Source organism: Acidocella sp., from assembly GCF_035535915.1.
Classification (GTDB): Bacteria; Pseudomonadota; Alphaproteobacteria; order Acetobacterales; family Acetobacteraceae; genus Acidocella.
The window spans coordinates 27782-47691 of record NZ_DATLPB010000063.1 but is presented as its reverse complement, the minus strand read 5'-3'; the positions used below and the strand labels follow the sequence as shown (position 1 = coordinate 47691).

Below are 19910 nucleotides of genomic sequence, written 5' to 3'. Positions count from 1 at the left end.
GCTATGTCAGCGCCAACGCCCAAGGCCCAGCATAAATAAAGTTTTTTTGCTACTTTTTGTTCACAAAAAGTAGCACTTCCTTTTTCTCCGCGTCACCCGCCGCTTCCAACGCCACGTGATGTCCGCTGAGTTCCTCGCCCGCATTGGGGTGCAGGCGAGCACAGAACGGCACCGCGCCTAAGGAAATGCCGCCGACGACGAGGAAGGCCAGCGCGTAGTCGTCGCGCGTTGCCGTGGCGTGATGCGACCAGGCGCTGGCGATCTCCAGCACCGCCGCGCCGACGACAATGCCCAAAGTGAGCGTAAGCTGCTGGATGGTGGCGTAGAGCGAAGTGGCCGCCGACATGCGCGCGCGCGGAATGTCGCCATACGCGATGGTGTTGTAGGCGGTGAATTGCAGCGAACGGAAAAAACCGCCGACCAGGAGCACCGCGTCCAGCACCAGAATCGGCCAGTCCGGCTGGAACGCCGCGCAGGCGATGATGAAGGCCGACGCCAGCACGCCGTTGACGACCAGCACGGTGCGGAAACCGAAACGGCGCAGCAACGGCTGGGCGGCGGGCTTCATGGTCAGCGCGCCGGCGGCGGCCGCGAAGGTGACAAGGCCGCTCTGCAGCGGCGATTCGCCGAAACTGAGCTGCAGCATCAGCGGCAGCAGAAACGGCATGGCGCCGACGGCGATGCGGAACAGGCTGCCGGCGATCACGGAGCTGGCGAAGGTCTGAACGCTCAGCAGCGACAAATCGAGGATCGGGTGCACGGCGCGGCGCGCGTGCAAAATATACAGGATGAGCGCGGCCAGGCCCGTGCCGAGGCTGGCGAGCGTCCAGCTGAGCGGCACAAGGTGGCGGCCGATCGTCTCGAACCCGGCCATCAACGCCGCCATGGAAAATCCGGTGAGGATCAGGCCGGTGAAATCGAGGCGGCCGCCGCGATCAGCCTCGCGCACATCGGTGATGAACAGCCCCACGGCGATGACGCCGAGCACGCCGATGGGCACGTTGATGTCGAACACCCAGCGCCAGGAAAAATACGTGACGATGAAGCCGCCGAGCGGCGGGCCGAGAATCGGGCCGACCAGCGCCGGCATGGTCACCCAGGACATCGCCGCGATCATCTGCGACCGCGAGACCGAACGCAGCAGCACCAGCCGTCCGACCGGAAGCATCATGGCGCCGCCCAGCCCTTGCAGGATGCGCGCCAGCACCAGGGCGAGCAGATCGGGGGCGATGCCGCACAGCACCGAACCCAGAGTGAAGACGATGATGGCGGCGCGGAACACCTGGCGCGCGCCAAAATGGTCGGCCACCCAGCCGCTGGCCGGGATGAACACCGACAGGCTGATCAAATACGAGGTCAGTGCCACGCTCATATGCAGCGGGTCGGCATGAAAGCTGCGCGCCATCGCCGGAAGGGCTGTGGCGATGATGGTGGAATCGAGGTTTTGCATGAACAAGGCGGTCGCGACGATGACCGCTATGAGCCGCATCCGCCCCCTGGAAATCTCCGGTTCGGCCTCGCTGTCCATGCTTATTCCCGGTGCCGTCCCGCGGCCTCCAATTTCTGCAGATATTCAGGCCATCGCCGGCTGAATTCCTGGCCCAGAGCGTAGAGATAATCCCAGGTGAAAATGCCGGTATCGTGCCCGTCGCTGAATTTCAGCCGCACCGCGTAGTTGCCGGTCGGCACGAGTCCCGTGATGGCGACATGTTTCTTGCCGAACACGAGCTGCCCCTCGCCCGGCCCATGGCCTTGCACTTCGGCGCTCGGGCTTTGCGTGCGCAGATATTCCGCCGTCAGCCGGAACACCGAACCGTCCGTGAAGCTGACCTCCAGGATGTTGTCGGCGCGGTGGAGCTTGATGTCCGTCGGTGTGTTCACGATTCGAGACTGCGCGCCTCATCGGCCAGCATGATCGGGATGCCGTTGCGAATCGGGTAGGCCAATCCCGCTTTCTGGCTGATCAGCTCGTTGCGGCTTCGGTCGTACACCAGCGGGCCGCGGGTGAGCGGGCAAACCAGAATTTCCAGAAGGCGCGGGTCCACCGGAACGTTCGGCTCCGGCATGTCTTGTTCGGTACTCATGTCAGCTTGCTTTCGGTTCGTCGTCTTCGTCGTGGCCGTCTTCGAAGGCATTGATTTCCAGGAGCGCCAGCAAGGCGCGCGCCCGGTCGCTCTCGTCCTTGGCTTCCAGCAAAGCTTGTTTTTCCTCCGGCGCAAAGGGGCAGGCCATGCACAGCGAGACGATCAGCGCCGAATCGGGCATGGCGGCGATCGCCTCCCAATTGGCGTCCACCCCGGCGTGGGAGAAATAACGGCGCAACGCCTTAAGCAGATCGTCACGCTCGAACGGCAGCTTTGTTTCCCCCGGCTCGAGCAGATCCGCCGCATAGCCACCCAGCGCCGCCCGTACCCGGCGATAGCCGCGCAGCGGCTCGATTTCCTCGATGATGGTGAAACGGACCAGCCCGGTCAACGTGATCAGGAAGCGTCCGTCATCGGTTTCGCTGAAGGAGGAAATGCGGCCCAGGCAGCCGGTGCGGTACAGGCCAGGGCCGGTATCACCCCGGGCCAGACGCTTATCCGGCTGGACCATCCCGAACATCCGGCCGGCCCCGAGAGCATCCTCCACCAGCGCCAGATAGCGCGGCTCGAACACGTTCAACGGCAGCCGGCCACCGGGCAGCAAAAGCGCGCCGTTCAACGGAAAGACGGGAAAATCCTCAGGCAGATCAGCGAACTGGGGATGGAAACCGCGCATCGCTCAGCTGAACAGAAGGGCCGAAAGCTTGCGGCGGGCCGCCATCGTCGCCGCGTCGTCAAACCCCCAGGCCTCGAAAAATTTCAGCAACTGCAGGCGCGCGGCATCGTCATTCCAGGCGCGGTTGCGGCGCACGATCTCCAGCAGCGCATCGGCGGCCTCTTCCCGGGCGTCGGATGCATTCAGCGCGGTGGCAAGGTCGTAACGGGCCTGGAAATCATCCGGGTTCGTGGTCAGCCGCGCTTCGAGTCCCGCCCGCGCCGCTTGCGCCTTGCGCCCCTCGGCCAGCAGGGCCAGAGCCGATCGGGCGCCGGCAACCTCCGCATGCTCGGTAAGCGGCGCCGGCACTTCCCGCAGCACCTCCTCTGCCTGTTCTTCGTCGCCCATGGCGATGAGCGCGCGCACCAGGCCGCCCCAGGCTTCCGCCTTATCGCGGTCCTGCTGCACGGCGGCGGCGAAGCACTGCGCCGCCGCTTCAGCCTGGCCCTGCTCCAGCAGCGCCTTGCCCTCGGCGACCAGGTCTGCGCCAGGCGCACTGGAGCCAGCCAGTTTGAGCAAGGCTTCGACGAAACGCTTCACCTCGCTCTCGGGCAGCGCGCCGGAGAACGTGTCGGCCAGCTGGCCCTGCCAGAACGCCACCACCGTCGGCACCGACTGCATCGGCAGGCCCATGCGCGAAAGCTGGGCCACCAGTTCGCGATTCTGGTCGATGTCGATCTTCACCAGCCGCACGCGCCCGCCTTGGGCGCGCACCACCTTTTCCAGCGTCGGGGTGAGCGTTTTGCAGGGACCGCACCAGGTGGCCCAGAAATCGACCAGCACCGGAACCTGTCGGGAGGCCTCGACCACCTCGGCCATGAAATTCGCCTGGGTGCCGTCAATGATCATACCAGCCGCGTTGGCCGGAATCGGGTCGTTCATGGAGCTAAGGAGACTGTTCATCTGCGGTGATCCGTATGGGTTTCCAAAGATATATATAGCAACCTGCCCGCCCCTCACACCCCGCGACAATGGGGACTTGCAATCTCTTTCCAGCTTGGATAATACCCCCCTCACGCTTTGCGGGCGTAGCTCAGGGGTAGAGCACAACCTTGCCAAGGTTGGGGTCGAGGGTTCGAATCCCTTCGCCCGCTCCAGCGAACTTTCGGATCTTGTCCGGTTCCTGGTCGTATCGAAATCATTATATTCCTCTATAAACCAAACCTGCATCCGCCTGGAATAGGCGGATTGCCGCCAAAGCGGCGTCGCGGTTCGGCAAAAGCCGCCGCTGCCAAGTTATTGCCGGGGTAGGCCCGTCAGCGCGGGATCGCCCGCCAGAGTCTCCACCAGGAAATCGATGAACACCCTGACCTTGGTGGGCAGACGCCGGCCGGCGGGATGGACCGCGCTGATGGCCAGCGGGCCAGGAGCGTAGTCGGCCAGCACGGCTCGGAGCGCGCCGGACGCAATTTCGGGCGCGAACACCCAGGCCGGGCCGTGGGCCAGGCCAAGGTCGGCGAGCACCGCGGCGCGGATCTGTTCGGCATCTTCAGTGCGGAAATTCGCCTTTGGGCAATGCAGAATGGACGCCGATCCGTCCCGGAACTCCCATGGCAGCGGCTCATGGTTCGGGGCGAACATCAGGCAGGCATGGGCGTCGAGTTCAGCGGGGGTCCGCGGCACGCCGCGGATTGCGAGATAGGCCGGCGTGGCGACGGTCGCGAACGGCGCCAGGGCGATGCGACGTACGATCATGCTCGAATCGACGAGTTCACCATTGCGGATCGCCAGATCGACGCCCTCCTCGATCAAATTGATGGCGCGCCCGGACCCGGTGAGTTCGATGGAGATGTCCGGATAGCGCGCGAAAAACGCCGGGAGCCGCGGCACGATGTAAAGCCGCCCGAACACCGGGGCGACGGTCACCCGGACCAGCCCGGATGGCGCGGACTGGCCACGGCCAACCAGGGACTCCGCCGCGTCGAATTCCTCGACCAGCCGCAGAGCGGATTCGTAGAAGATTTGGCCGGCATCGGTGAGGGTCATGCGCCGCGAGGTGCGGCGCATGAGTTGCGCTCCCAGATGGGCTTCGAGAGCGGCGATCTGTTTGCTGACTGCCGACTGGCCGATCCCTGCTTCCCGGGCCACGGCCGAGAAGCTGCCGCGCTCGACCACACGGACGAAGAGGCGCATCGCGTCGAGCCGGTCCATTGAAGGGTCTCCAATACTTCCTATTGGGAATGGATTCTATTCCAGGCTCCAGACTTCTGGTCCAGATAGAAATGGATACTTCTGCCGTCAGACGAAGCCGGACTTTTCCGGTTCCAAACCAGAGGTAAATTCCGTGACCATCGCCACCAAGACGCCCCCCTTTGAGACGCGGCACGTTCTGCCCGACGATGAGCGCCCCATCGAGCAAGCCGTGCTCACCGAAATCCACCTTCTGTTCCAGAATTCCACCGGCACGCAGCGCGAGACCTACGACAAGCTGATCGCCGGCGCACCGATCGCCGATGGCGTCACCCTGGACGCCATCGACCGCGACGGCGTGAGCGGCTGGTGGGTACGGCCGGCCGGCGCCCCGGCGGACCGGGCGATCCCCTTCCTGCACGGCGGCGCCTACATGCTGGGCTCGGCCCAGGCCTATCGCGGCCTCGCCAGCCAGGTGGCGGTCCGCGCCGGGGTGGCGGCGTTCGTGGCCGACTATCCGCTGGCGCCGGAGCACGTATTCCCCGCCGCGCCCGAGGCCGCCGCCTCCATTCGCCGCTGGCTGGGCCGCCAGGGCATTTCCCAGGTCGCGCTGGTCGGTGACTCCGCCGGCGGCGCCCTGGCCCTCAGCGTGCTGGGCGATACGGCGACCACACCGGCGATCGCGTCCATCGCGGTCTTCTCGCCCTGGCTCGATCTGACGATGACCGGCGCCTCGTTCACCAGCCCCGACATAAACGACCCCATCTTCCAGCCGGAGATGCTGACCGGGCCTGCCGCTGCCTATCTCGCCGGCGCCGATCCGAAGGATGGAAGGGCGTCGCCGCTTTACAACCTGCCCGAAATCCTGCCGCCCTTGCTCATCCAGGTCGGCGGCGACGAATTGCTGCTCGACGACGCCAGGCGCTATGCGCAGGCGGCTGAGAAAAAGGGCGGCGTGGTGCAGCTCGATATTTTCGAAGGGCTGCACCACGTCTTCCAAAATTCTGTGAAAGATCTACCAGCCGCGCGCCACGCGCTCGACGCGGTGGCCGCGTTCCTTGGCCGCCACTGGCGCTAAGAAAGCAGCCGCTTTTTGAAAAAAGCGGCGCAAAAACTTTTGTTACGCTGGGCCCGAGGCGTTGAAACTGCACGTGCCCAGTTTAAAAAAGTTTTTTGCTTCTTTTTTTCAAAAAAGAAGTGCTTCCTTCTACTTCCGCGCCGCGGCGCGGATGGCGGAGAGCGAGCGTGCCGGCGTCAGCGCTTCCGGGTCGACCAGGCAATGGAGAATCGTCGGTTTTCCCGCCGCAATGGCCCGTTCGAAGGCGGGCCAAAATGCCGCGGTGCTTTCCACCCGCTCGCCATGCCCGCCAAAAGCCTTGGCATAAGCACAGAAATCCGGGTTTTGCAGTGCCGTGCCGACAACCCGTTCGGGATAGTCTCGCTCCTGATGCATGCGGATCGTGCCGTACATTCCGTTATCGACGATGATCACGATCAGTTGCAGGCCATATTGCACCGCCGTCGCGAATTCCTGGCCATTCATCAAAAAACATCCGTCACCCGCGAACGCGACAACCATGCGAGACGGATCGAGCCGCAGCGCGCCGACGGCGGCGGGCACGCCATAGCCCATCGAGCCGGAGGTGGGCGCCACCAGGCTGCCAAAGGCGCGGAATGGGTAGAAGCGGTTGATCCAGGCGGCGTAATTGCCGGCGCCGTTGGTGATGATCGCATCATCGGGCAGAATTTTGCTCAAGCCCGCAACGATTTCACCGAGATTGAACGAACCCGACAAGACGGTCGGCTTGCCGCTCCAGGCAAGATACGCTTCGCGCAACCGGGCGACATGTGCGGCGCGCTCCGGCGCCACGCGCGGCCCCCTGCCCCGCATTTCCTCCAGAAAGGCGCGCGGCGACACATTTAACGCGAGGTCAGCCTGATACACGCGGCCGAGTTCCTCCGCGCCGGGATGGATATGCACCAGCGTCTGCGCCGGACGGGGAATGTCCAGCAGCGTATAACCCTGGCTCGCCGCCTCCGAGAGCCTGGTGCCGAGCAGGATGATCAAATCGCTCTCGCGCGCCGCCGCGACCAAGGCGGGGTTCGCGCCCACCCCCATATCCCCCGCATAAAACGGCGACGTCGCGGGAAACAGAGATTGCCGACGGAACGAGACGCACACAGGCAACTCGTAACGCGCCGCGACATCCGCCAGATCCCGTACCGCCGCTTCATCCCAACGGCTGCCGCCGGCAATGACCAACGGTCGGCGCGCTTCGGCCAACATCGCGTCGAGCGCATCGAGATCCGCCACGGCCGGAACCGCCTCATGAATGCGCACCGGGGCGGCATCCGCGCATTCGGCCGTCTCGCGCAGCATATCCTCCGGCAACGCGATCACCACCGGGCCCGGCCGGCCGCTCATGGCGACATGGAAGGCACGGGCGATAAGTTCAGGCAAACGCGCGGCATCGTCGATCTCCGTCACCCATTTGGCGATGCTGCCGAACACGGCGCGATAATCGAGTTCCTGGAACGCTTCGCGCCCACGCATCGAGCGCCCCACCTGGCCGACAAACAGAATCATCGGCGTGGAATCCTGCGCGGCAATGTGCACGCCAGGGCTGGCATTGGTGGCCCCCGGCCCGCGCGTGACAAAACAAATGCCCGGGCGCCCGGTGAGCTTGCCCTGCGCCTCCGCCATCATCGCCGCCCCGCCTTCCTGGCGGCAGATGGTCAGCTCCAGCGTCGACTCATACATCGCATCCAGCGCCGCCAGATAACTCTCGCCCGGCACGCAGAACACATGCGTCACGCCCTGGATTTCCAACTGGTCGATGAGGATTTGTCCGCCGGTTCGCTCGCGCATCATTGCCCCTTCAAGTTAAGTAAGCAGCCGCTTTTTGAAAAAAGCGGCGCAAAAACTTTTATTATGCTGGGCCTGAGGCGTTGAAACTGCACGGGCCCAGTTTAAAAAAGTTTTTTGCTTCTTTTTTTCAAAAAAGAAGCGCTTCCTTCTAGTAAATCGCCGGCTCGCCGACCGGCGCGCCAAAAGCCGTGGTCAGAAAATCGAAGTCGCAACCTTCATGCGCCTGGGCGATGTGCTGCGTGAACATCCAGCCATAGCCGCGTTCATAGTGTCGCGGCGGCGGCACCCAGGCGGCGCGGCGGCGGGCGATTTCCGCCTCGGGCACATCCATGTTGATGGTTCGCGCCGCGACATCCACACTGATGAGATCTCCGGTGCGCAGCAACGCCAGCGGCCCGCCGATATAGCTTTCCGGCGCCACATGCAGCACGCAGGCGCCGTAACTGGTGCCGGACATGCGTGCGTCCGACAGGCGCAGCATGTCGCGAATCCCCTGTTTGAGAAGTTTTTTCGGGATCGGCAGCATGCCCCATTCCGGCATGCCGGGCCCGCCTTGCGGCCCGGCGTTGCGCAGCACCAGAACATGGTCGGCGGTAACGTCGAGATTTTCGTCGTCGATCGCCGCTTTCATCTCCGCATAGCTGTCGAACACCAGGGCCGGGCCGGTATGGCGCAGAAAGCGCGGATCGCAGGCGCTAGGCTTGATCACGCAGCCCTCGGGCGCGAGGTTGCCCTTCAACACCGCGAGCGCGCCTTGCTCGTATACGGGATTCTCCACCAGCCGAATCACATCGTCATTGTAAACGGCAGCACCTTCCAGCTCTTCGCCCAAGGTGCGGCCGGAGACGGTGAGCGCGTCGAGATGCAGATGCGCGCGGATATTATGCATCAGCCCGCGCAGGCCGCCGGCATAATAGAAATCCTCCATGAGATAGGTCGCGCCGCTGGGGCGGATATTGCCGATCACCGGCACGCGCCGGCTATATGTTTCGAAATCATCGAGGCCGATCGGCACGCCGGCGCGGCGCGCCATGGCGATGAGATGAATGATGGCGTTGGTGGAACAGCCCATCGCCATGGCCACGGCGATGCCATTCTCGAAGGCCTTTCGACTCTGAATGCGGCTGGGGCGCAGATCCTCCCACACCATCTCGACGATGCGCCGGCCACAGGCAGAGGCCATGCGAATATGGTTGGCATCCGCCGCCGGGATGGAAGACGCGCCGGAGAAGCTCATCCCTACCGCCTCGGCAATCGCCGTCATGGTGCTGGCGGTGCCCATGGTCATGCAGGTGCCATAGGAACGGGCGATGCCACTCTCGACCCCGAGCCAGTCTTTTTCAGTAATCGTGCCGGCGCGCAGCTCATCCCAATATTTCCAGGAATCCGAGCCGGAGCCGAGCACTTTGCCCTGCCAGTTGCCGCGCAGCATCGGCCCCGCCGGCAGGTAAATGGCGGGAAGATCCGCGCTGGTGGCGCCGAGCAGCAAGCCCGGCGTGGTCTTGTCGCAACCGCCCATCAGCACCACCCCATCGACGGGATGCGCGCGCAACAGTTCCTCGGCCTCCATGGCCAACATGTTGCGGTACAGCATACTGCTGGGCTTGAGATAGGTCTCCGAGAGCGACAGCGCCGGTAACTCCACGGGAAAGCCGCCGGCCATCAGCACGCCGCGCTTCACATCCTCCACACGCTGCTTGAAATGCGCGTGGCAGGGCTGCAGGTCGGACCAGGTATTGAGGATGGCGATCACCGGCTTGCCGGTCCATTCCTCCGGCGAATAGCCCATCTGCATCGCCCGCGAGCGGTGCCCGAAGGCGCGCAGATCGGCCGGGCCGAACCAGCGGGCACTGCGGAGTTCAGCAGCGGTTTTCCTGGTGGCCTGAGTCTCGTTCACTGCCATCGCATTTCGGCTCCCTCTGCCTGGCCCTATGACGGCCGGTTATTGTCAGCGAGATCTAATCGGCTCATCTTTACGCGTCCAAGCCATAAACAGCATTAATTGATATAAAATCGGTAATAATGTTCGAGTTCACCCAGCTTCGTTGCTTTGTTGCCGTTGCCGAGGATCTGCATTTCGGGCGCGCCGCCCAGCGCCTGAACATGACGCAGCCGCCCTTGAGCCGGCAGATCCAAATGCTCGAACACGAACTGGGCACGCAGCTTTTCAAGCGCTCCAGCCGCTCGGTGCAGCTCACACCTGCGGGGCGGGCCTTCCTGCCCGAGGCGCGGCAGATGCTGCGCCTCGCGCAACGCGCCGCCTGGTCGGCCAAGCGCGCCGCGCGGGGAGAAGCCGGCTCCATCACGCTGGGCTTCACCGCCGGCGCCAGCTACGCCGTGCTGCCCGAACTGCTCGCCATGGCCACACGGAAAATGCCGAACGTAGCCTTCGTGCTGCGGGAAATGCGCACCACCGAGCAAATGGAAGCTTTGGCCACCGGCGCGCAGGATGCCGGCTTGATCCGCCTGCCCGTGGAACGGCGCGGCATGGAACTGGTCTGCGTGGCCCGCGAGACTCTGCTGCTGGCCGTGCCGGAACACCATGCCCTCGCCCAAGGCCCGGCGCCGTCTTTGCCGGATCTCACCTCCCTGCCCTTCGTGATGTACGCGCCGCTGGACGCGCGCTATTTTCACGACCTGGTGTTCAGCCTGTTCCGCGCCGCCGACGCCATGCCCCATTTCGTCCAGCACGCCAGCCAAATCCACACCGTTCTGGCGCTGGTCAGCACCGGCATGGGCGTGGCGCTGGTGCCGGACTCCGCCCGTTTCCTGAATGTGCGCGGTGTGGTGCTGCGCGCGCTTGAGCCGGTGCCGACCACGCGGGCGGAGCTTCATTTGATCTGGCGCCGGGACAATGACAACCCGGCTTTGGCCACGTTCCGCGCCAGCGTGCTGCCAAAAACGAATTCAGAATTCGCATCGATTGATACTGAAACCGGGATCGATCCGCCGCATCAGCCGCGTTAGGGTAGGAGGAAGTAGCCGCTTTTTGAAAAAAGCGGCGCAAAAACTTTTACTATGCTGGGTCGTGGGCTGTGTCAGCGCCAACGCCCATGACCCAGCATAATAAAGTTTTTTTGCTACTTTTTGTTCACAAAAAGTAGCGCTTACTTTCTAAGTCTCGCTTGCTTGGTCTTGCTCGCCCAACAAGAAAAAACCGAACCCGTCTCCCACGAGGTGAGGACAAAAAACAGAGGATCCGCCCATGCTGGAACAGCAAACAACAATCGCTGACATACCTTATACGGACACCGAACAATCCCGGCCTTCGCGACGTTTACGCAGGTTTCAGATCGTTTCCCTGGGCCTTCTGGTGATGAGCGGTATGATCAACATGCTCGACCGTTCCACGCTCTCCGTCGCCAATCCACTGATCCGCCATGATCTCGGCCTTTCCGTCGCGCAGATGGGATTGCTGCTGTCATCCTTTCTCTGGGCTTATGCTTTCTGCCAGTTGCCGGTTGGCTTTTTTGTCGATCGCCTCGGCCCTCGTCGCCTGCTCGGCGCGGCACAGATCGTCTGGTCCGTGGCGCAACTGCTCTGTGGTTTTTCCCGAGGGTTCGGATCGTTCTGCGCCCTGCGCATGCTGCTCGGCGCGGGTGAGTCGCCGCAATTTCCCATCAGCGCCCGCGTCGTGCGGGACTGCTTCAGCCCGCAGGATCGCGGCCTGCCGACCGGCGTGTTCCTGCTTTCATCCTCGATCGGCCCGGCTATCGCGGCGCCGTTGATCACCCTGCTCATGACGTCTTTTGGATGGCGCACCATGTTCGTCATCATGGGGTTCGCCGGCATCGCCGCCGCGGGCATCTGGCTTTCTTTCTATCGTTCGCCCAAACAACAAGGTTTTGAGACGAGCGATGCGCGTTACCTTGCGCAAACGGACAGCAAACCGCTCCCGGCCACGCCCGCCGATTGGCGCAAGCTGTTCGGTCACCGCACCAGCTGGGGGATGATCCTCGGCTTCTTCGGCACGATTTACCTGATCTGGCTCTACACCGCCTGGCTGCCGGGCTATCTGGAAATCCAGCGCCATATGAGCATCCCGCACACCGGCCTGATCGCCGCCATTCCGTTTTTTGGCGGCACGGTCGGCAGCATTACCGGCGGCCTGGTGATCGACCGGCTGGCTGCCGGGCGGCGTGTCACTCCGCTGACGGCCTGCAAAATGGCGGCAGTGAGCGGGTTGATCGGCATGGCATTGTTCACGGCCGTCGCCGCGGAAGTGAGCGACAACAATCTCGCCATCGCCGCCATGACTTTGGCGATGTTCCTCGGATTTTTCGCGATGTCCGGGCAGTGGGCGATGGTCTCGGTCGGCGCGCCGCAGCGTTTTGTCGGCTCGCTCGGCGGCATGATGAATTTCGGCGGCTATCTGGGCGGCGCGCTGGCGCCCATGACCACCGGCTTCATCGTGCAGGCCACGCATTCCTTCGTGCCGGCCTTGTTGACAGCGGCCATCATCGGAACGGTCTCCGCCCTGCTCTGCCTGGCGCTGGTCAAACAGCCGGTCGCCATCAAGTAAAAGAAAGAGGCCGCTTTTTCGATCAAAAGCGGCGCAAAAACTTTGTTATGCTGGGCCTGAGACTGTGTCAGCGACAACGCCCATGACCCAGCATAATAAAGTTTTTTTGCTACTTTTTGTTCACAAAAAGTAGCGCTTCCTCCCCTCCTTTCTACCGCCCCTGAAATTCCTGCGCCAAAGCCTCAGCACCACGGGCGAGAATCCCGACATCGGCGCCCACCGCCGTGAACACGGTGCCCACTTCGATGCAGTGCCGCGCGAACGCCTTGTCGCCAGTCAAAATCCCCACCGGTTTGCCGCAGGCGCGAACCCGGCGGATGGTATCTTCGATAATTTTTTTTACCTCCGGGTGCCCCTGGTTGCCCGCATAGCCCAGGCTCGCAGAAAGATCGGCCGGACCGATGAAAACACCGTCGACGCCGTCCATCTTGGCGATCTCTTCCAGATGATCGAGCGATTTCTGCGTTTCCACCTGCAAAATGAGGCAAAGCTCCTGCGCCGCCAGTTGATGATAATTTTGCACCCGGCCGAAGCGGTTGGCGCGCGTCGTGCCCGCGACCCCGCGCACGCCCTCAGGCGGATAACGCATGGCCAGCACAGCGGCATGCGCTTCCTCAGGCGTTTGCACATAAGGAATGAACACGGTCTGCGTGCCGATATCGAGAAGCTGCTTGATCTGCGCCGTATCGTTGACCGTCGCGCGCACGGCGGGAGACACGTCGTACGGCGCGGCGGCCTGCAACTGCGACATCACCGTGGTGACGCTGCTGGGCGTATGCTCGGTGTCGAACAGCAGCCAGTCAAAGCCGGAAGGTGCGACAACTTCCGCCGTGTAGGCGCTCGGCAGAGAGCACCAGAGCCCGATCTGCTGCCGCCCCGCCGCAATCGCGTGCTTGAAGTGATTTTTGGGCAGCGGCAACACCGGCACGCCCCCCGGCTGAATGATTTTTTGTTCGTGGTTCAACGACGTTTCCCCTTTCCGGCAAATATGGTTAGACGAACCTCACGACAACACGCCCCGCCGCGCGAGATTGCGCATCAAATGGCCCGCGCCGAAATCCCAAGGCGGGCATTCATCGGAATAGCGCATGCGATTCACCAGAGCACCGAGTTGCGGCGTCGCCACCGTTACGATGTCATCGATCTTATGGGTAAATCCCTTGCCCGGCGCGTCACGGTCTTCCACCGGCGCGAACAAGGTGCCGAGAAACAACACCGCGCCATCGGGGTATTGATGGTGCCGGCCGATCATTTGCGTGACCAGATCCTCAGGATCGCGACTGATCATCGCCAGGTTCGAAAGCCCTTTCATACGGAAACCGTCACTTCCCTCGACCACCAGCGTCACTTCCATGCGCCGCACATCGTCGAGCGAAAATCCCTGGTCGAACAAGCGGATGAACGGACCGATCGCGCAGCTTGCGTTGTTATCCTTGGCCTTCGACAGCAGCAGCGCCGAGCGGCCCTCGACATCGCGCAAATTCACGTCATTGCCCAGAGTCGCGCCGACGATCTTACCGGCCGAAGACACAACCACCACGACCTCCGGCTCCGGATTGTTCCAGCTGGACATGCGATGCAGCCCGGCATCGGCACCGGTGCCGACCGCCGCCATCGGCGGCGCCTTGGAGAAGATTTCCGCATCCGGCCCGATGCCGACTTCCAGATACTGGCTCCAGGCGCCGCGCTCTATCAGATGCGCTTTCAAACGCTGCGCTTCCGGCGAGCCCGGCTTGAGCTTGTGCAGCTCATTGCCGACGATCCCGGTGATCTCCGCGCGGATCTCAGCGGCCGCATCCGGGTTGCCGCGCGCGCGCTCTTCGATCACCCGCTCGAGCATCGAGATCGCGAACGTCACGCCCGCCGCCTTGATCGCCTGCAAGTCGAGCGGCGCAATGAACCAGGGTGCCTTAACATTCCGCTGCGCAGGCGGCGTGTTGCGCAAAATCTCCTCAACCGTGCCGCAAACTTCCCCTCGTGCAGCGGCCAGCGCGGCCGCCGGATTGGCTTGCTCGCAAACATCCCGGACCGTCGGAAAAGTTTTCGTCACGTCCCAGACCTGGCCATCACGCAACGCCACAACCGCGGGCCCTTCCACCGAGGGCAACCATATCCGCCCCAACAGGGTCGCACGTTCATGGTCTTTTGGCAGTGTCGTACCACTCTCCAGTTTGATTTGATCGGTCATCTTGGTGCTTTCCTCCGGCTGTCGGCATGGCTTCTTCGCGGCGAAAGAAAGCCATATGCGTTATGCTGGCCTATCGATTCCAGCGTAACGCATATGGCTCTAACCACGCATTGCCATCCTTTCATCCCCGCATGTCATTACTCTTCTCAGGCAGGACTTGTCCCGCCTGATCAAAGCACCAAAAGCGCACACAGAAAAGTCGAATATGGCGGTTTTTTTACCGCGCGCGAAAACTTCTCCCGGCACGTCCAAAGCGCGCCACGCCGTCTCAGGAGGACGCGGACGTCATCATCGGCCTGGGTGTCGGGCTCAGCCGGCAATCCATCGTGGCATCGGGTCCGTTATAGGCGGTCCAGCGCTGCGTGAGCCCGAAAACCGGCAGAGCGACATAACCACGCAAATGCAATCGGTGATCCGCCCCGACCGTGAGTTGCGCGTGATAGGCCGCGCCATCGTGGGGGTTGATGATGCTCCCGCGCCACAACACGCGCCCATCACCCTCGCGTTCTGCCGCTGCGTGAATGATGGTCAAGCCGCACAGGCTGGCGCCTGTCCAATCCCTCGGCACGGGGTCAGTCGGCTGCAGCACCATGCCGACGATCTGGCCGCACAATTCCGTGCCACAAGGGGCGATTTGAATCACCGCGTCACGGTCCGGCGTCATCCAACGGCCGATCGGCGGCTCGTCCATCATCTGCCCGCTCGCGGCGACCGTCGACGGCGTCGCATGGGCCGGCGTCAGTGGCGCGAACAATAGCGCCCCGAACAGCAGAGCCAAATACCCATTGCGTCTCACAACACGCACTCTCCTTGTCTTTACAACTTATAAATGAGCCGTTCCTCCGCGGCGCGCAGCCGGTTCCGCGTCATGGCTCATATCCGCTTACCGCAATATGTCTTGCGGCCGTGGCCTGCAGTTTCTTGCAAGCCACCCATGCAGTTTTTCACCGCATTCAGGCTTCCCGCTCCTCCAAAGCCAAGCCAATCTGCTGCCATAAGGGACAGGGGAGGATGAGATGTCGAAGCAGATCGCGATCGTCACGGGGGCTGGAACCGGTGTCGGCCGTGCCGCCGCGCTGGCGTTGCTGGGGGCCGGCTGGCACGTCGCTCTGGCGGGCAGGCGGCAGGAAGCGCTTGAAGCCACCGCCGCAATGAGCCCGTCAGGCACCGCTCTGGTCGTGCCCACCGATGTGACCGACCCGGACGAAGTGGGGCAGTTATTCGAACGGGTGCATGCGGCGTACGGCCGCCTTGACCTGCTGTTCAACAATGCCGGCGGCAATGTACCGGCGACAAATTTCGGCGACATGACCTGGGAACAATGGAAAAGCGTGCGGGAAGTCAATCTCGACGGCATGTTCCTTTGTGCTAACGCCGCGTTCCGGATGATGCGCGACCAGACGCCGCAGGGCGGCCGCATCGTCAATAACGGATCGATCTCCGCGCACGCGCCGCGGCCGCATGCCGCCGCCTATACCACCACCAAGCATGCGGTCACCGGGTTGACCAAATCCATCTCCCTCGATGGCCGGAAATTCAACATCGCCTGCGGACAGATCGATATCGGCAACGCCGCCACGCCGATGACCGAGCGCATGACGACCGGCGTATTGCAGCCCGATGGCCGCATGATGCAGGAGCCGCGCATGGATGTGGCCGATGTCGGCCGCACGCTGCTTTTCATGGCCAGCATGCCGCCTGACGCAAATGTGCAATTCGTAACCGTCATGGCGACGAACATGCCCTTCATCGGCCGCGGCTGAACGCATGGGGGCAATGCGCCCCCGGCAGACCTTTTTTACCTGAATTCACCACCAACGGAGGGATTTATGGAGATACGCTCGACCGACGCTTTGCCGACCAAACGCGCGCCCGCCGAATATTTTACCGGAACGGTCTGGCAGGAGCCGCTCGTGGAAGCACCGCATCCAGCCCGGTTGCGCGCCGTGCGGGTTCGCTTCGACCCGGGCGCGCGTACCAACTGGCACACCCACCCGTTGGGCCAGACGCTGTACGTCCTCGACGGCCTTGGGCTTGTCCAAAAAGAGGGACAGCCCGCGCACATCATCCGTCCCGGCGACGTGGTCTGGATCCCGCCCGGCGAGAAGCACTGGCACGGCGCGGCGCCTGGCCACGCGATGACGCATCTGGCCATGCAGGAGGCACTCGACGGCGCCAGCGCCACGTGGCTGGAGCCGGTTTCCGCGCCGCAATATGAAGAGGCAGCGCGCTCGAGGTAAAGGAAGTGGCCGCTTTTTGAAAAAAGCGGCGCAAAAACTTTTCTTTACGCTGGGCCGGCGGCGTTGAAACCAGCACGGCCCAAAGTTAACAAAGTTTTTTTGCTTCTTTTTGTTCACAAAAAGAAGCGCTTCCTTTCTAACGATTTGCGCTGTGGATCGCGTCGATCACGGCATTTGTCACTTGTTCCGTCGTCGCCGTGCCCCCCACATCCGGCGTCAGAACGCCGGCCTTGGTGACACGTTCCACGGCCGCCATCAGCCGCTGCGCGGCGTCCTCCTCGCCGAGATGTCTCAGCATCTCCGAAGCGGTCCAGAACGTGGCGACCGGATTGGCGATGCCCTTGCCCGTGATGTCGAACGCCGACCCATGGATCGGCTCGAACATCGAAGGGAAACGCCGCTCCGGGTCGATATTCGCCGTCGGCGCCACGCCGATGCTGCCCGCCAACGCGCCGGCCAGATCGGAGAGAATGTCGGCATGCAGATTGGTCGCCACGATCGTGTCGAGGCTCTTCGGCTTCAGCGTCATGCGCACGGTCATCGCATCGACCAGCATCTTATCCCAGGTGACATCGGGAAACTCTGCGGCGACCTCCGCGGCGATCTCATCCCACATCACCATCCCGAACCGCTGCGCGTTCGATTTTGTCACCACCGTCAATTGTTTGCGCGGCCGCGACTGCGCGAGCTTGAACGCGTAACGCATGATGCGGGTCACGCCGACCCGCGTGAAAATGGCGACCTCGGTGCCCACCTCTTCCGGCATGCCGCGATGCGTCCGGCCGCCATTGCCGGCATATTCGCCTTCGGAATTTTCCCGCACGATCACCCAATCGAGATCGCCGGGCCCCACATTGCTGAGCGGCGATGAGATACCCGGCAGAATTCTGGTCGGCCGCACATTCGCGTATTGGTCAAACCCCTGGCAGATCGGCAGCCGCAACCCCCACAGCGTCACATGGTCCGGAACATCCGGCGCCCCCACCGCACCGAAAAAAATCGCATCGAACCCCTTCAAGGTCGCGAGGCCGTCCTTCGGCATCATCACGCCGTGCTTTTTATAATAATCCGATCCCCAATCGAAATGGGTGAAATGCAGAGACAAATCCCCCATACGCTGCTGCAGACTTGTCAGCACCGCCACGCCGGCGGAGATCACTTCCGGTCCAATGCCGTCGGCAGGAATTGCGGCGATATTATAATGGCGCATGAAGACGTTCCTAACATTAAAAGCAGTGGCAAAAAAACAAAAGCAAGCGCTACTTTTTGTGAACAAAAAGCAGCAAAAAAACTTTGTTATTTTGAGCCCATGCAGTGTCAGCGCCACGGGCCCAATTTAACAAAAGTTTTTGCGCCGCTTCTTTCAAAAAGCGGCCACTTTCTTCCCTCACGCTGCCTCACGGGAAAAACGATTCAAAATCTCCTCAAACGGCATCCCGGCTGGCAAAGCGCCAAAATGCCGTCCGCCGCCGGCCAGCCTTGTTTGCACGAATGCTTCCGCGAGCGGCCCTGGCGCGTAACGGCACAGCAACGCCGCAGCGAAGGCCAACGCAAGGGTTTCCGTCAACGCGCGCGCCGTCTCTTCGGTTGCCGCCGGTCTGTGCCGCAACCACGCATCGATCCGCGGATGCACGCCGGCCAGCTCCTGTCGCAGCAGAGCGTCAGCCTCTGGCATCCGCTGCAGCGCCCGCAGCACATCAAGGCAAATGACATTCCCGGAACCTTCCCACAGGCCGTTCAGCGGCGCGTCACGATACAGCCGCGCCAGCACGTGCTCTTCGATATAGCCATTGCCGCCGAGGCACTCCAGCGCCTCCGCCGCCACCGAGGGGGCGCGTTTGCAGACCCAGTATTTTGCAACCGGCGCGAGAATCCGGTTTAAGCGTCGTTCTTTTTCATCGCGCGCGCTGGCATCCAGAGCCGCAGCGGCACGCATCGAGAGCCACAACGCTGCCTCTGATTCCAGCACCAGGTCCGCGAGCACGTTGCGCATCAAAGGCAGCTCGACCAGCCGCCGTTGGAACGCCCGGCGATGGCGGGCATGATGCATCGCCTCGGCCACCGCCTGGCGGATCAATCCCGCCGAGGCCACCGCGCATTCAATGCGTGTCAAATGCGCCATCTCCAGCAGCGTCGCGATGCCCTTGCCCTCCTCGCCGACGAGCCTGGCTTCCAGGCCTCGGAACTCCACCTCTGCCGCGGCGTTAGAGCGGTTGCCGCATTTCTCCTTCAGTCTTTGCAATTGCAGGAAATTGCGGCTGCCATCGTCGCGCCAACCTTGGGCCAGAAAGCAGGAAATGCCGCTTGGCGTCCGGGCCAGAGTGAGAAACAGATCACTCGTTGGCACGGAGAAGAACCATTTGTGCCCGGTCAGACGGTAGCCTCCCGCCCCGGCCTCAGCCACCGTCTCTGTCTGTCGCAAATCCGAGCCGCTTTGCTTCTCGGTCATCGCCATGGCGACGCCGAGCGCCTGTTTCTGCGCCGGCGGCAGCGGGCGCGGATCATAATGCGGCGAGAGAATTTTTGTTTCATATTCCGCCAGAATGTCCGGCGCGTGCCGCAAGGCCGCGCGCGAGGCGAAGGTCATCACCGCCGGACACCCTACGCCGGACTCGCCCTGCGCCCAAAGATACGCCAAAGCGGCCCGCGCCACATGCGCGCCCTGGCGCGTCTCGGTCCAGCCCAGTGCATGCAGCCCGGCACGGCGTACCATGCCCATCAATTCGTGCCAGGCCGGATGAAACTGAACCCAATCGATACGGCTGCCGAAACGGTCATGCGTCTGCAATTCTGGCGTAAAGCGGTTGGCATCCCGCGCCAGCGCCTGCACATGCGCCGACCCTACCAGGGTGCCCGCCTCATGCAGCCGCTCCTGCGCCCACCCGGCGCCAAAAACCCGAACCGCGGCGCCTAAGGCCGGGTCCGTCGTAAACGCATTGAACCCCACCCGCTCGGGCGGCTGATTGCGCACCTCATGAGTCGCGTATCCGAAATATGTCACGTTACCGGACATCGGCGTTTCCTTTATGGAGAAACGTTAAAGCGCGAATGAAGTGGCCTGGCAATCCGATGGATATCATTCGCTTTTGCCATAGGTTCATTATGTTGAACGGTCGGCCGCCAGCTTTTCGCGCTGTGCGCGGCGTCTCGCCGATGATGCGA

The 19910-nt window shown here is 62.8% G+C and carries 18 protein-coding genes and 1 tRNA gene; 6 read left to right on the top strand and 13 right to left on the bottom strand.

Annotation, left to right across the window (positions count from 1 at the left end; all coding sequences use genetic code 11):
- Positions 1–49: 49 nt before the first annotated feature.
- Genes VNC39_RS07260 through VNC39_RS07240 form a run of 5 tightly spaced genes read right to left on the bottom strand, consistent with a single transcriptional unit; the run spans position 50 to position 3702 of the window.
- Positions 50–1528, bottom strand: a complete 1479-nt coding sequence (locus VNC39_RS07260) for a DHA2 family efflux MFS transporter permease subunit (protein WP_325397641.1) — start codon at positions 1526–1528, stop codon at positions 50–52.
- Between the two features lie 2 nt (positions 1529–1530).
- A complete protein-coding gene (locus VNC39_RS07255; RefSeq protein ID WP_325397639.1) occupies positions 1531–1881 on the bottom strand; it encodes a DUF971 domain-containing protein in 351 nt (116 codons plus the stop codon).
- On the bottom strand, positions 1878–2084 hold the full coding sequence (locus tag VNC39_RS07250; protein WP_408840335.1) for a Trm112 family protein: 207 nt from the start codon (positions 2082–2084) through the stop codon (positions 1878–1880). The genes VNC39_RS07255 and VNC39_RS07250 overlap by 4 nt, the downstream gene beginning before the upstream one ends.
- A gap of 1 nt (position 2085) precedes the next feature.
- Positions 2086–2760: an LON peptidase substrate-binding domain-containing protein gene (locus VNC39_RS07245; RefSeq protein WP_325397637.1), complete on the bottom strand. Its 675-nt coding sequence runs from the start codon at positions 2758–2760 to the stop codon at positions 2086–2088.
- A gap of 3 nt (positions 2761–2763) precedes the next feature.
- A complete protein-coding gene (locus VNC39_RS07240; protein ID WP_325397635.1) occupies positions 2764–3702 on the bottom strand; it encodes a tetratricopeptide repeat protein in 939 nt (312 codons plus the stop codon).
- Between the two features lie 119 nt (positions 3703–3821).
- On the opposite strand from VNC39_RS07240, the gene VNC39_RS07235 reads away from it, so the two are divergent.
- Positions 3822–3896 (top strand) — tRNA-Gly (locus tag VNC39_RS07235).
- A gap of 139 nt (positions 3897–4035) precedes the next feature.
- Here VNC39_RS07235 and VNC39_RS07230 read toward each other — a convergent pair.
- Entirely contained in the window at positions 4036–4950 is a 915-nt protein-coding gene (locus tag VNC39_RS07230; RefSeq protein WP_325397633.1) for a LysR family transcriptional regulator, read from the bottom strand.
- A 133-nt stretch (positions 4951–5083) separates the two neighbouring features.
- On the opposite strand from VNC39_RS07230, the gene VNC39_RS07225 reads away from it, so the two are divergent.
- Positions 5084–6007, top strand: a complete 924-nt coding sequence (locus VNC39_RS07225; protein WP_325397631.1) for an alpha/beta hydrolase fold domain-containing protein — start codon at positions 5084–5086, stop codon at positions 6005–6007.
- 129 nt (positions 6008–6136) lie between these two features.
- Here VNC39_RS07225 and VNC39_RS07220 read toward each other — a convergent pair whose 3' ends face one another.
- Both VNC39_RS07220 and araD read right to left on the bottom strand, forming a co-directional pair.
- Positions 6137–7798 carry a thiamine pyrophosphate-binding protein gene (locus tag VNC39_RS07220; protein WP_325397629.1) on the bottom strand — a complete coding sequence of 554 codons (1662 nt, stop codon included), beginning with the start codon at positions 7796–7798 and terminating at the stop codon, positions 6137–6139.
- 148 nt (positions 7799–7946) lie between these two features.
- On the bottom strand, positions 7947–9701 hold the full coding sequence (gene araD / locus VNC39_RS07215; protein ID WP_325397627.1) for an L-arabinonate dehydratase: 1755 nt from the start codon (positions 9699–9701) through the stop codon (positions 7947–7949).
- A 119-nt stretch (positions 9702–9820) separates the two neighbouring features.
- Here araD and VNC39_RS07210 point away from each other — a divergent pair, with 119 nt between their 5' ends.
- Together VNC39_RS07210 and VNC39_RS07205 are read left to right on the top strand one after the other, a co-directional pair.
- Positions 9821–10765 (top strand): LysR family transcriptional regulator, encoded by a 945-nt coding sequence (locus tag VNC39_RS07210; RefSeq protein ID WP_325397625.1) that lies wholly within the window; start codon positions 9821–9823, stop codon positions 10763–10765.
- A gap of 349 nt (positions 10766–11114) precedes the next feature.
- Positions 11115–12320, top strand: a complete 1206-nt coding sequence (locus tag VNC39_RS07205; RefSeq protein ID WP_325397623.1) for an MFS transporter — start codon at positions 11115–11117, stop codon at positions 12318–12320.
- 151 nt (positions 12321–12471) lie between these two features.
- On the opposite strand, the gene VNC39_RS07200 is transcribed toward VNC39_RS07205, so the two are convergent.
- From VNC39_RS07200 to VNC39_RS07190, 3 genes are all read right to left on the bottom strand, one after another.
- Positions 12472–13284: an aldolase/citrate lyase family protein gene (locus tag VNC39_RS07200; protein ID WP_325397621.1), complete on the bottom strand. Its 813-nt coding sequence runs from the start codon at positions 13282–13284 to the stop codon at positions 12472–12474.
- Between the two features lie 39 nt (positions 13285–13323).
- Complete coding sequence (locus VNC39_RS07195; RefSeq protein ID WP_325397619.1) at positions 13324–14508, bottom strand: fumarylacetoacetate hydrolase family protein; 1185 nt, start codon at positions 14506–14508, stop codon at positions 13324–13326.
- A gap of 268 nt (positions 14509–14776) precedes the next feature.
- The gene (locus tag VNC39_RS07190; RefSeq protein WP_325397617.1) at positions 14777–15304 is read right to left on the bottom strand and encodes a DUF2147 domain-containing protein; all 528 of its coding nucleotides are present in this window, start codon (positions 15302–15304) and stop codon (positions 14777–14779) included.
- A gap of 220 nt (positions 15305–15524) precedes the next feature.
- Between VNC39_RS07190 and VNC39_RS07185 the strand changes: the two genes are divergently transcribed.
- The gene (locus tag VNC39_RS07185) at positions 15525–16271 is read left to right on the top strand and encodes an SDR family oxidoreductase (RefSeq protein WP_325397615.1); all 747 of its coding nucleotides are present in this window, start codon (positions 15525–15527) and stop codon (positions 16269–16271) included.
- Positions 16272–16337: 66 nt separating this feature from the next.
- On the top strand, positions 16338–16748 hold the full coding sequence (locus tag VNC39_RS07180) for a (R)-mandelonitrile lyase (RefSeq protein WP_325397613.1): 411 nt from the start codon (positions 16338–16340) through the stop codon (positions 16746–16748).
- Between the two features lie 136 nt (positions 16749–16884).
- Here VNC39_RS07180 and VNC39_RS07175 read toward each other — a convergent pair whose 3' ends face one another.
- Both VNC39_RS07175 and VNC39_RS07170 read right to left on the bottom strand, forming a co-directional pair.
- Positions 16885–17958, bottom strand: a complete 1074-nt coding sequence (locus VNC39_RS07175) for a tartrate dehydrogenase (protein WP_325397611.1) — start codon at positions 17956–17958, stop codon at positions 16885–16887.
- Positions 17959–18135: 177 nt separating this feature from the next.
- The gene (locus tag VNC39_RS07170) at positions 18136–19761 is read right to left on the bottom strand and encodes an acyl-CoA dehydrogenase family protein (protein ID WP_325397609.1); all 1626 of its coding nucleotides are present in this window, start codon (positions 19759–19761) and stop codon (positions 18136–18138) included.
- Positions 19762–19910: the final 149 nt, after the last annotated feature.